Here is a 12,890-nt window from a genome sequence, read left to right as displayed (position 1 = left end):
ATTATGAATTTATATAAAAAACACTCTTCTAAAGTATTTGTTGGCTTTTTAGCTATTTTTCTAACTACTATCAGTTGTAAAAAATCCCCAGAGAAAACACAAGATGTAAAAGAAACAGAAACAGTTTACGCAAGTGATGTTATTCCATTTTTTCAGCATTGGAAACTTATTTTGGGTGATGGTTCTAATGTTGGTATTCCAACCAATTTCGAAAATAAAGAGTATTTCTATACGCAAACTGAAAGTGATGATAATTGGGTTGTTTTTAAAGCGCCAAATGGAGGTAATACTCATGGAACATCAAATAACACAAGAACAGAATTAGCACAGTTAAAAAAGTGGTATCCTAAAAAAGCAGATGAAAAAATGACTGCTACTTTAAAGGTGATGAATGTTTCTGCTACTGGAGATGAAACAGTTGCTGCAACACATTCTGTTGTTGTTGGTCAAATTCATAGTGCAGATAAGCATGAGAATGAACCTTTAAAAATTTTTTATAAAATTTATCCTGGTCATACAAAAGGCTCTGTTTTTTGGCATTATGAAATTAATACAAAAGGTGATGATAATTCTGGTAGATGGGATTTTTCTACTGCAGTTTGGGGTCATGATTTTTCAGTAGTTGGTCCATCAGCAAATAAAGTTCCAACTGAACCAAAAGACGGAATTGCTTTAGGGGAGGAATTTACCTACGAAGTTGAAGTAAAAGAAGGTATGATGCACTTAACCTTTAAGAGCGATAATCATGAAACAAAAACCTTTACAAAGAATTTAATTGAATCCGAATACACTACTAAAGCAGAAATTCCTCAACAAACCAAGAAGTTGTTTTTTTCTATAGGTCAAGATGGAGTAGAGCGTAAAAATGCTTATGAAGGTGAAGGATGTTTTTTTAAACTAGGTGCTTATAATCAAACTAATGGAAAATTACCAGAGGTAAATAAAAATTGGTGTTCAGGTGCAGAAACTTTTAATGGAGATGTTGCAAAACAATATGAAACAGGAAATTATGTAGAAGTTTGGTTTAAATCTGGAAGTTTAAAAATCAGTGAAAATGTAGTTTCTAACGAAGGCTATTTTTCAAAAAATGATAAAGTAAAATAATTTATTAAGAGACATGAATACGAAATTAGCAGGAAAAAATGTATTAATTACAGCAGGTGCACAAGGTATAGGAGAAGCCATAACTAAACATTTTATAGCTCAAGGAGCTAATGTTGCAATTCATTATTTTTCTAGTGCAGACACAGCAAATGAATTAGTGGAATTAGCAAAAACTAAAAAAGTAAAAGCAGTTGCTGTAAAGGGCGATTTAACAAAAGATGAGGATGCAAACCATTTAATTGAGGAAACTATAAATGCTTTAGGAGGTCTAGATATCTTAATAAATAATGCAGGTTCTTTAGTGGCAAGAAATTTATTAGAAGATATGCCAACTGATTTTTGGCATAAGGTCATGGACATTAATTTAACTTCTATGATGTTAGTTACAAGAGCTGCAGAACCTTATTTATCTAAAAACGCAAACAGTAGTATTGTAAATTTAGCATCTTTGGCTGGTAGAAAAGGAGGGCATCCAGGTTCTTTAGCCTACGCAACAAGTAAAGGAGCTATTTTAACATTCACAAGAGCGTTAGCAACAGAGTATGGTGCAAAAGGTATTAGAGTAAATGCTGTTGCTCCAGGTTTAATTTTAGGAACCTTATTTCATGATACTCACACTACTAAAGAATCTGCAGCAAATACAATTGCTGGTATTCCAATAGAAAGAGCAGGTAATCCAGATGATGTTGCACGTGCAGTTTTATATTTAGCTTCAGAATTCGATGGTTTTATTACAGGAGCAACTTTAGATATTAATGGAGGGGTTTATAATATGTAAAAAATGTAATAATTTAATATCTTATTAATCAAATATTTAATTTAACTTAAATAAATTTTGATAATTCATATTTATTTGCACTAAACACTTTATAAAAAAAACACCTAGGAGTTTTTTAAAACTTTACTTTAAAATTATAGAAACTTAATTTCTTACTCCTAAATAAAATTTAAATCAGTCATTAATGTATAAAATCGCTAAAATCTTTATTATATTCTTATTATTTAGTGCGTGTTCAAAAGAGGCGTCAGATATTACTAATTTAGAAAACAAAAAGCATCCTAATTTAATTTTAACTTCACAAGGAGTGAGCGAAATCAAATCTCAACTAGGAGCTATTCCTATTTTTGATGAAACATTAGCTTTAGCAATAAAGGAGGTAGATGCTGCAATAGATAAAGGTATAGATGTGCCAATACCAAAAGATATGGCTGGTGGTTATACCCATACTCAGCATAAATTAAATTATGCAAACATGCAGAAAGCAGGAGTACTATTTCAGCTTTTAGAAGATGAAAAATATGCAATTTTTGTAAGAGATATGTTGTTAGCATATGCTAAGATTTTTCCAACTTTTGATACACATCCAGAGCCTAGAAGTTATGCAACAGGTAAGTTCTTTTGGCAATGTTTAAACGATTCTAATTGGTTAGTATATACGAGTCAAGCTTACGATTGTATTTATGATTGGTTACCAAAAGAGCAAACAGAATATTTAAATAAAAATTTATTTAGACCTTATGCCGATTTTTTATCAGTAAAAAACCCAAAGTATTTTAATAGAGTGCATAACCATTCTACCTGGGGTAATGTTGCTGTTGGTATGATTGGTTTAGTTATGGATGATGAAGAACTTATCAACAGATCTTTATATGGTTTAGATAAAGGTGACGTAGATTTGAATGAGAAAGATAATGATGGTGGTTTTATTTATGATAAAGAAGGTAAAGCAGGATTTTTGGCAAATGTAGATTCGCCATTCTCACCTGACGGATTTTATACAGAAGGACCTTATTATCAAAGATATGCAATGTATCCTTTTTTAATTTTTGCTGAAGCTTTAGAAAATAAAAAACCAGACTTAAAAATATTCGAGTACAAAGACGGTGTTTTAATAAAGGCTGTTGATGCTTTATTGAACTTAACAGACGCAAATGGAGAATTTTTTCCATTAAATGATGGTCAAAAAGGGATGTCTTATTACACATCTTCTTTAGTGTCTGCAGTAGATATTGCATATTATTATGGTTCTCAAGATGCTAGACTATTGTCTGTTGCAAAAAAACAAGGAACAGTTCAATTGGATGCAACAGGTTTAAAAGTGGCACAAGATTTAAAGGCAAATAAAGAACAACCATTTGTAAAAGAATCTATGATCTTATCAGATGGTTCTAAAGGTGATGAAGGTGGAATAGGAATTTTACGTTATAACAATGAAGAAGAAACTATGGCTTTAGTATACAAATATGCTGCCCAAGGTTTAAGTCACGGACATTATGATAAACTATCATTTTCATTTTATGAAAATGGAGATGAGGTTTTACAAGACTATGGTTTATCGCGTTTTGTAAATGTTGAGCAAAAAAATGGTGGAGGTTATTTAAAAGAAAATAAAACCTATGCTAAACACACTATAGCTCATAATACTGTTGTTCAAAATGGTGTTTCACATTATAAATATGATTTTGAAACAGGTAGCCAAAATCATCCTGAACAATACATTTTTGATGTATCTAATGTTAATTTTCAAATATCAAGTGCTAAAGAAAACAATGCTTATCCAGGTACTGAAATGCACAGAACTTTAATTATGGTTAAAGATGATGCAATAGAAAAACCTTTTATTGTAGATGTTTTCAATTTACAATCAAATAAGAAAAATCAATACGATTTACCTTTCCATTATTTTGGACAAATTATTGCTACAAGTTTTGATTATACAGTACCAAAATCGTTGTCTACTTTAGGAGATAAGTTTGGATATAATCATATTTGGAAAGAAGGTAACGGAACTGCAGATTCAGAAAGTATTCAATTTACGTGGTTAGATAATAGAAGGTTTTATACGTTAACGTCTGCTACAGATAAAAAAGATGAGATCATTTTAGCTAGAGTTGGTGCTAATGATCCTAAATTTAATTTGCGAAAAGACCCATCAATTATTATTAGAAAGAACAATACTCAAAGTACAACATTTGCATCTGTAATAGAATCTCATGGAACTTACAATCCTGTTAAAGAAGTTGCAGCAAGTGCTTATAGTAACTTTTCTAAAGTTGAGGTAATTTCTAGTGATGAATCTTACACAGCTGTAAAATTAGTTTTCAAAGATGGTAATGAGAAGGTTTTAATTTTAGCAAATAAAGACAATAATAAAAATACAGAACATACTTATAAATTAGAGAACAAAAATGTAAGGTGGACAGGAGTTTACTATTATAAATAATTAATACAAAAATTAGAATACAATGAAAAGATTTAGCGAAAAGTATATTAAGGCTAACAAATTAGAATGGGAAGTCCTTGGAGGAGGAGTTTCAAGAAAATTCTTAGGGTATGACAATCAGATAATGATGGTAAGCGTAAAGTTCGAAAAAGGAGCTTTAGGTTCTCCTCATCAACATTTTCATACACAAGTAACTTACTGTGTTTCAGGCAAGTTTGAGTTTGAAATTGATGGTGTAAAACAAATTGTAGAAGCAGGAGATGGTGTTTATATTGAGCCGAACTTATTGCATAGTGCAATCTGTTTAGAAGAAGGACAGTTAATAGATACATTTAGTCCAGTAAGAGAAGACTTTTTAACTGGAGATGGTCCTTCTTATTTCGGAGATAAAAAATAACTCTTTAAGCATATTAGGTGTTTTTAAAAATACTGTTATTAGCTAGTTTTAGTTCATTACAGTATTTTTTTGTGAAAAAAATAAAAAAACTTATGGAATTGATCTTTTCTTAAGAAAAAACTTGCTGGGAAGCAAAAAAACATTTATGTTTGGTAAACCAGTTTGGTAAACCAATTTATTTTGTTTTATCTAACTAAAAAATATGTTTAAAAACCTAGTTTTGTAAAAACATGGGTTATTTTAATAAATTAATCAATCTTATTTTTATGATTTATTTTTTTTTGTTCAAAAAAGATAAACTAAATAGAAATTAAAGTTTAATAGGCCTTTTTTGCATCTGTTTTTGCATTAAATACTTTAATTTTACCTTGGTTAAAAAAACGAAAACTATTTAGAAAATGAAGCTAGAAACACTTGTAAAATTAGATCAATCAAAAATTCAAAAAAGAATTATTTCACAAATACGTGACTTAATAAATCTAAAGAATTTAGAACCTGGAGATAAATTACCTTCAGAGAGAATGCTTTCTGAAAAGTTTGAGGTTTCTAGAAGTACTATTAGAGAGGCAATAGAAAAATTAGCATTTTATGGCTTGTTAAAGTCAGTTCCTCAAAGTGGGACTTTTGTAGCAAATATTGGTACAATTGCCATGAATGGAATGATTGAGGATATTTTAAGGTTAGAGGATCCAGATTTTAAATCTCTAGTAGAAACAAGAATTTTACTAGAATTAAAAACAGTCAGGTTAGCAGCTACAAGAAGAACAGAAGAAGATTTAGAAAATTTAGAGGAAGCATTAATTGCATATAAAGAAAAAGCACTAAACGGTCTAGATGCAGTTCAGGAAGATTTGTTATTCCATTTAGCTATCGCAAAGGCAAGTGGCAATAGTACCATGAACACATTTATGTTAATAATTATTCCAGAAATTATTACAAATTTTCAAAAATACCATGTTTGTGATGCAGGCTTAACAAAAAGAGGTATCGATGATCATGAAGCAATTTTTGATGCTATTAAAGAACAAAATCCACAGTTAGCAAAGCAAAAAATGAAAGATCATTTTAAAGAACTTTACCAGTATTGTTATAGTAATTAAAATAAGATAAATGAAGATAAAAGGATTACGTTGGTGGATTATAGGTTTAATTTTTATTGCCACAGTTATAAATTATATAGATAGAACTGCATTTGCACTTTTATGGCCCCAGATGGGAGAAGATTTAGGAATGAATCAAGAAGATTATGCATTTATGTTCAATGTGTTTTTAGCTTGTTATGCTCTTGGTAAGTTTGCTTCAGGCAAGCTATATGACATTATAGGAACTAGATTAGGTTTCACAGTATCTATAATTGTTTGGTCTTTAGCATCTATATTTCATGCTTTTGCAAGAGGTGTAATTACCTTATCTATTTTTAGAGGATTACTCGGTTTAGGTGAAGCAGGAAATTGGCCTGGAGCAGTAAAAAGTAATGGAGAATGGTTTCCTGTAAAAGAAAGAGCAACCGCTCAAGGGATTTTTAATGCAGGGGCCTCTATAGGAAATGTTATCGCACCTTTTATAATAGTCTATCTATACACTCAGTTCGGCTGGAAAACAACTTATATTATATTGGGTTCAGTAGGAGTTTTGTGGGTAATTCCATGGTTATTTCTAAACAAATCTACACCAGAAAAACACCCATGGGTAACTGAAGAAGAAAGAGCTTTAATACTATCAAGTAGAATAGATAAAACTCCAAAAACAGATGTAAAGAAAAAAAGTTTATCAGTAGTAAAAATATTAAGTTATAAGCAATCTTGGGGTGTTCTATTATGTAGGTTTTTTATAGAACCAATTTGGTGGTTTTTTGCAGCTTGGATGCCTATTTATTTAAATAAAACTTTTGGATTAAGTATAGAGGAGATTGCAGCAACTATGTGGATTTCTTATTTAATGGCAGCCGCAGGGAGTATAATTGGTGGGTGGTTTACAGGTCTTTTAATGAAAACCAAATCTGTAGATACATCAAGAAAAATTGCAATAAGTTTAGGAGGTTTATTAGTTTTTCTAGGATTTGTAGGTATTATTCAATTTGTTGGTGAAAGTAATTTTATGACTTTTATTTATCTAGCAGGTGTAGTTTTATTCGGTTTCCAATTTGCAATTGGAAATATACAAACTATTTCTAGTGATTTATTTAGAGGCCCATCTGTGGGAACTTTAGCAGGTCTTGCAGGTACAATAGCAGCAATATCTCCAATGATTATGAATTGGTTTATTGGACAAATTACAAAGGATGGTTCTTACACTCCTGCTTTTATTGCCATAACGTTATCAGTTATATTAGGTGTTCTATCAATATTTTTCTTTATTAGAAAGATTGAGCCTGTAAGAAAAACCATCGATTAAGAATCATAAATTAGGGTATTATTATAAAATTATAAATATTTAAAAAATGAATAAAGTAGAAGGACAATTAGCAATAGTAACTGGAGCAACAGGAGGTATCGGATTTGCAGTTGCAAAAAGATTAGGAAAAGAGGGATATACAGTTATTTTAAATGGTATAGATGATGAAGCAGGGGCAGAGAGACTAAAAGAATTGAAAGCAGAAGGTATTGCTGCAGATTATTACGGTTTTGATGTTACTGATGAAAATGCTGTCACTTCTAACATTACAAAGATTGGAGAAAAGTACGGTAAAATCGATGTACTTGTAAATAATGCAGGTGGTTTAGGAGGTAGATCTCGTTTTGAAGAAATGACAACCGACTTTTATAGGTTTGTTATGGCTTTGAATTTAGATTCAACATTTTTTGCATCTAGAGCGGCCATTCCTTTTTTAAAGAAAAGTGATAATCCATCTATAATTAATTACACATCAAATGCTGGTTGGAATGCAGGAGGTCCAGGTGCAGGTATCTATGGTACATCTAAAGCTGCTGTTCATGCAATTACAAGAGCTTTGGCAAAAGATTTGGCTGAATATCAAATTAGAGTAAACGCAGTATCTCCAGGTACTATTGATACTGATTTTCATAAACAAATTAAATCAACAAAACCAGAGGTGTTTAAATCTTGGGCTAACAATATCATGTTAGGTAGGTTAGGACAGCCAGAAGATGTTGCTGGCGCAGTAGCATTTTTAGCTAGTAAAGATGCTGCATTTATTACTGCAGAAACTATACAAGTTGGTGGAGGGCAAGCATTAGGTATTTAAAACCAATTCAATCAATAAAAAAGCGTCATGATAGAATCATGGCGCTTTTTTTGTTTAAAATTTTAATTTATAACTATTTTAATTTACAAGTATCTTATAATCAATAATTTTAAATTAAAATATAATCAATGATATTTACAAATCGTTGAATTATCTTTAATAAATATACCAATATCACTTATTTTATTAAATTTTATTAAAAAATTAATAAAAAATTAACGTTAAATTTATTTGATTGAAAAAAAATCATATATTTGGAAAACCAATCTGGAAAACCAATTTGGTTTACCAGATTAAAATTAATATCAATATTGTATGTGAAATTAAATTTGAATTAATTGTAAATAAGGGTAGGTTGTTTTCTACCCTTATTAAATTTAATTTTACTTAAAAAAGTATTATCAGGGTCACATGAGAGTGATGAATTATATTTTAAACATTAACATTATTATGAAACTAAAACTGAAATTAACATTATTATTTGTAATGTTGGTAAGTTTTTGCAATTATGCGCAAGAAGCTTACACTCTAAAAGGTAAAGTAACTACAGCTGTAGGAAATGAAATTTTACCAGGAGTTTCTATTGTTATTCAAGGGAGCACAGTAGGAACAGAAACTGATTTTGATGGTAATTATACTATCTCAGTAAAACAAGGAGATGTATTGTCCTTTTCTTATTTAGGATATGCTACCAAAAAAGTTACAATTACTAATCAAAAAACATTAAATGTAAGTCTAACAGAAGATTCAAGTTCTTTAGATGAAGTTGTTGTTGTAGGTTATGGTAGTAGAAAACGATCTCAAATAACAGGTGCTGTTGCAAAAATTGGTGGTACAGAAGTTGCCGCTGTTCAGGCAGTTCGTGTAGATGATGCGTTAGCCGGTAAATTAGCAGGGGTTTTAATACAAAACCAAGATGGTTCTCCAGGTGCTGCACCAAAGATTCAAATTAGAGCTGCTTCTTCTATTTCAGGAGCATCAAACCCATTAATTGTAGTTGATGGATATCCTATTTCTGGAGGTTTAGAAACTGTAAATCCAAATGATATACAAAGTTTAGAAATCTTAAAAGATGCTGCTTCTGCTGCAATATATGGTTCTAGAGGAGCAAATGGTGTTGTGTTAGTTACAACTAAGAAAGGTGCTTCTGGAGAAACAACATTCAACTATAATACATACGTTAGTACATCTAATAAGTATAGAGAAAACATTTTAATGTCTGGTCCTGAATGGGCAGCTCATTCAAGAGCGCAAATTGCAGCTGGGAATTGGACAAGTACAGTAAATTTACAAGACCCTGCATTTTTAGAATATAGGTTAAGTGCTTACGAAAATTCTCCTGGAGCTATTAGTTCAGAAGATTGGTTGTTCCAAACAGGTTCTACTACAGCGCACGATTTTAGCATGAGTGGTGGTAATGATGATACAAAGTATTTTGCATCTGTTGGATATCAGAATGCAGAGGGTGTTGTTTTAACGCAAGGATTTGAAAGATTAAATGCACGTTTAAATGTAGATGCAAATCTTGGAGATAAATTTAAAGCAGGTATTAGTTTTAATGGATTTACATCTAAAAGAGATATTCTAGGACACGACATGAGAGATTTGTTAAGATCTTATGGTGTACATTCAATTTACCATACAGAAGAGTCTATTGCTTTTGTACAACAACTAGACCAACAAGCTCAGGCTTTAGGATTGTCTGCATTTGATAATGGATATAGAGGGTCTGGTTATGAAGCAAACAGTATTTATAATTTAGAGCCTGGTATGGCAGCACAAGATTGGCATTATGGAAGAGCTAACAATGGTATTGGTGGTTCTGGTGATGCAGGTCCTGCAGCAAAATTAGACAATGTAGAAAGCTGGCAAAAAACATTTTTTGGAAATGTTAATACTTATTTACAGTATAATATTTTAGAAGACTTAAATATCAAAACTGTTTTAGGTGGAGATATGAGAGATACACAAACATATTCTCATAGGTTGTTAGGATATGATTCTAGAGCAAGAGATTCTCAAACTTTTATGGATCAAGCAGATTTAAAAGTTACAACTGTTTTAAGCGAAACAACTTTAAACTTCGCAAAAACAATTGGTAAACATGATATATCTGCAGTAGCAGGATTAGAATACCAAAGTACAAGATTTGTAGGTACAAGATTAGATGGTGCAAACGTTCCTGATGAAGCAGTTTTAAACTATAATTTATTTGATCCAGCAGATGTTACTGTAACTGAAAGAGATGAATCTAGAGTTAGAGAAAGTGTTTTTGGTAGAGTAAATTACTCTTATGACGATAGATTTTTATTTACTGCTTCTTTAAGAAGAGATGGTGACTCTCGGTTTGGAAGCAATAATAGATATGAAACTTTTCCTGCAGTATCTGTAGGTTGGAATTTACACAAAGAGTCATTCTTACAAGACAGTGAGACTTTAAGTAGATTAAAACTAAGATTTAGTACAGGTTCTTTAGGAACAACTTCTTTCTTAGGTTCTTATGACTCTTTAAGTTTATTAGATCCTTCTGCAACAATCTTTGGTACAGGATATTTAATTCCATCTAATTCTGCAAATCCAGATTTAACATGGCAAACAAATACTGAAACTAACTTTGGGGTAGATTTAGGATTCTTAAATAACCGTTTTACAGTTGGTTTAGATTACTATACGTCTGATATTGAAGATATTTTAATTAACCAAGCTCAATCAGAAGTATTAGGAAACCCAACATCAATTTTAAATGTTGGAGATGTAAGGAGTTCTGGTTTTGAATTTGAATTTTCTGGAAGCTTAGTTAGAAAAGCTGATTTTTCTTGGAGTACAAGTGCAAATTTATCTACTGTAAATACAGAAATTACAGACTTAGGTGGTTTGGATGAATTACCACAACAAATTTTTGGACAAAGTGGTAGAGGAGCTGTATTTAGAAACTACGTAGGTGGTGGTATTGGTGAAATGTGGGGATTAGAAACTATCGGTGAAGTAGAAATGGAATATTTAGCAGATGGTACTAGACACCCAAATAACCAAACTGGTGAGTCTTATGTTGTAGATCAAAATGGAGATGGTGTTATTGATAGAACTAGAACTGTAGAAGATGGTGGAGATTTAGTAAAAATAGGTCAAAATACACCAGATTTTTATTGGGGTATGACGCATAACTTTAGCTATAAAAAGTTCGATATGTCTTTTCAATTACAGGGATCTCATGGTGCAGAAACGTATAATATAGATCCACTTTATTACGGTTCTCAATGGGGAGGTAGATTAGACTACGCACGTCTTGATGCTAATGGAGATGGTAGAGCAGATCATAATGGAGAATATTATGAAAGAAACAGAAACCAAACTGACGCAATGATACAAGATGCTTCTTATGTAGCTTTAAGAAACTTAACAATTGGTTACTCTTTAGATGATTCAATTGCTAGTAAGGCTGGTTTAAGTTCTGTTAGGTTATATGGAGCAGCTACAAACTTATTATACATTATGGCAGATAATTATACTTCTTACAACCCAGAAGGTGTAAAAGGTACTGATCCTACCACATATGGAGCGCAAGTAGGTGCTAGTCCAGTTGTTAGAAGCTTTACAATAGGTTTAAATGTTAAATTTTAAAAATTATTAAAATGAAGAAAATATATATATTATTGGCAGCGCTGTTTATTGCGACAGCATGTGATTCAGATTTAGATCAATCACCACCAAACTTAGCAAGTGCAGATTCTCTAACCGATTTTGAAGGCGTTTTAAATGCGGCTTACTATTATCAGTTAGGAAGTGTAACACCTTTAGCAGTAATGGGAGAGTTTAGATCAGATAATGCAGTAATGGACGAAGCTCCATATACAGAGTTTGATGCTTTCACTGCGAACTTAACAACAATGGAAGATCAGTTTTTTGGGCCTCTTTATACAGCAATGTATAAATCTATATTAAGTTCAAATAATGTAATTCAAAATTCTTCTGATGCAACTGAAGTTGCAGAAGCAAAGTTTTTAAGAGCTTTATCGTACTATAAATTAGTAAAATCTTTTGGAGCAGTAACAGTTAATTTAGAAGCTTCTCCAAGTTTAACAGATACTTCAATTTTAGCTAGAGTCCCAGCTATGGATGTGTACAACAATGTTGTAATTCCAGATTTAAATGATGCGATGTCTGTTTTATCAACAACGATTTCTAATGGAAGAGCCTCTAAATATGCTGCACAAGCTTTACTTGGAAAAGTGTATGCTGCAATGGGAGATTATGCTAGTGCTGCTTCTAATTTAGGAGCGGTTGTAAATGGTGCTTCTGCAGCTGGTATTACTTTGCAAGCAAATTTTAGTGATATTTTTGGTTTTGCAAATGAAGGTAATTCAGAAATTATATACGCAACACAAATTTCTAGTTCTATTGTAGATGAATATGGTTTTGGTTCTGATTTTTGGAACTGGTTTGTTGGAGATGATTCAAAGTCAGATTTTCCTGTAGATTCAGGTTTAGTTGCTGCATTTGATGCAAGTGATGCAACTGGTGCTACAGATTTAAGAAGAGCTGTTACTTTAGAGTCTGCAGGAACTACAGCTATTAAATTTCCAAAAGATGGAGGAAATGGTGGAGAGCATGACTGGATAGAAATAAGATTAGGAGATGTTATACTTTTATATGCAGAAGCATTGAATGAAACAGGTAATGCTTCAGGTGCGTTAACACAGTTAAACAAAATTAGAAATAGAGCAGGTTTAGCAAATTCAACAGCTACAAGTCAAGCTGAAGTTAGAACAGCTGTTTTAAATGAAAGAAGATTAGAACTAGCCTTTGAAGGACATAGATGGGATGATTTAGTAAGAACAAATTCTGTAGACTCACAAATGGGTACTAGTGTGAATTCTAATTACCATTTATTTCCAATACCAATTTCTGAAATTTTAGCAACTGGTGGAGTTATAACTCAAAATCCTGGATACTAATTTTA

General features: G+C 31.6%; 9 protein-coding genes. All 9 read left to right on the top strand.

The window, feature by feature from the left end; all coding sequences use genetic code 11:
• The first annotated feature begins 3 nt into the window (after positions 1–3).
• Entirely contained in the window at positions 4–1,104 is a 1,101-nt protein-coding gene (locus Q0L44_RS00205; RefSeq protein ID WP_296633681.1) for a polysaccharide lyase family 7 protein, read from the top strand.
• 13 nt (positions 1,105–1,117) lie between these two features.
• Positions 1,118–1,882, top strand: a complete 765-nt coding sequence (gene fabG, locus Q0L44_RS00200) for a 3-oxoacyl-ACP reductase FabG (protein WP_296633678.1) — start codon at positions 1,118–1,120, stop codon at positions 1,880–1,882.
• A gap of 184 nt (positions 1,883–2,066) precedes the next feature.
• Complete coding sequence (locus tag Q0L44_RS00195; RefSeq protein WP_296633675.1) at positions 2,067–4,328, top strand: alginate lyase family protein; 2,262 nt, start codon at positions 2,067–2,069, stop codon at positions 4,326–4,328.
• A 22-nt stretch (positions 4,329–4,350) separates the two neighbouring features.
• On the top strand, positions 4,351–4,725 hold the full coding sequence (locus Q0L44_RS00190; protein WP_296633673.1) for a cupin domain-containing protein: 375 nt from the start codon (positions 4,351–4,353) through the stop codon (positions 4,723–4,725).
• Positions 4,726–5,123: 398 nt separating this feature from the next.
• A complete protein-coding gene (locus tag Q0L44_RS00185) occupies positions 5,124–5,825 on the top strand; it encodes a FadR/GntR family transcriptional regulator (protein WP_296633670.1) in 702 nt (233 codons plus the stop codon).
• Between the two features lie 10 nt (positions 5,826–5,835).
• On the top strand, positions 5,836–7,119 hold the full coding sequence (locus Q0L44_RS00180) for an MFS transporter (RefSeq protein WP_296633668.1): 1,284 nt from the start codon (positions 5,836–5,838) through the stop codon (positions 7,117–7,119).
• A 46-nt stretch (positions 7,120–7,165) separates the two neighbouring features.
• Complete coding sequence (locus Q0L44_RS00175; RefSeq protein ID WP_296633665.1) at positions 7,166–7,930, top strand: SDR family NAD(P)-dependent oxidoreductase; 765 nt, start codon at positions 7,166–7,168, stop codon at positions 7,928–7,930.
• Between the two features lie 450 nt (positions 7,931–8,380).
• A complete protein-coding gene (locus Q0L44_RS00170) occupies positions 8,381–11,551 on the top strand; it encodes a TonB-dependent receptor (protein ID WP_296633659.1) in 3,171 nt (1,056 codons plus the stop codon).
• Positions 11,552–11,562: 11 nt separating this feature from the next.
• Complete coding sequence (locus tag Q0L44_RS00165) at positions 11,563–12,885, top strand: RagB/SusD family nutrient uptake outer membrane protein (RefSeq protein ID WP_296633656.1); 1,323 nt, start codon at positions 11,563–11,565, stop codon at positions 12,883–12,885.
• The last annotated feature ends 5 nt before the right edge of the window (positions 12,886–12,890 follow it).

It is taken from the genome of Polaribacter sp. (assembly GCF_024639685.1).
Taxonomy (GTDB): domain Bacteria; phylum Bacteroidota; class Bacteroidia; order Flavobacteriales; family Flavobacteriaceae; genus Polaribacter.
The sequence above is the reverse complement of the archived record's forward strand: the minus strand, read 5'-3'. Positions and strand labels throughout refer to the sequence as shown.

Bases quoted from the DNA above. Each gene is read 5' to 3' on its own strand.
- Q0L44_RS00180 (WP_296633668.1), top strand. From the start codon at position 5,836: ATGAAGATAAAAGGATTACGTTGGTGGATTATAGGTTTAATTTTTATT.
- Q0L44_RS00175 (WP_296633665.1), top strand. From the start codon at position 7,166: ATGAATAAAGTAGAAGGACAATTAGCAATAGTAACTGGAGCAACAGGA.
- fabG (WP_296633678.1), top strand. From the start codon at position 1,118: ATGAATACGAAATTAGCAGGAAAAAATGTATTAATTACAGCAGGTGCA.
- Q0L44_RS00185 (WP_296633670.1), top strand. From the start codon at position 5,124: ATGAAGCTAGAAACACTTGTAAAATTAGATCAATCAAAAATTCAAAAA.
- Q0L44_RS00195 (WP_296633675.1), top strand. From the start codon at position 2,067: ATGTATAAAATCGCTAAAATCTTTATTATATTCTTATTATTTAGTGCG.
- Q0L44_RS00170 (WP_296633659.1), top strand. From the start codon at position 8,381: ATGAAACTAAAACTGAAATTAACATTATTATTTGTAATGTTGGTAAGT.
- Q0L44_RS00190 (WP_296633673.1), top strand. From the start codon at position 4,351: ATGAAAAGATTTAGCGAAAAGTATATTAAGGCTAACAAATTAGAATGG.
- Q0L44_RS00205 (WP_296633681.1), top strand. From the start codon at position 4: ATGAATTTATATAAAAAACACTCTTCTAAAGTATTTGTTGGCTTTTTA.
- Q0L44_RS00165 (WP_296633656.1), top strand. From the start codon at position 11,563: ATGAAGAAAATATATATATTATTGGCAGCGCTGTTTATTGCGACAGCA.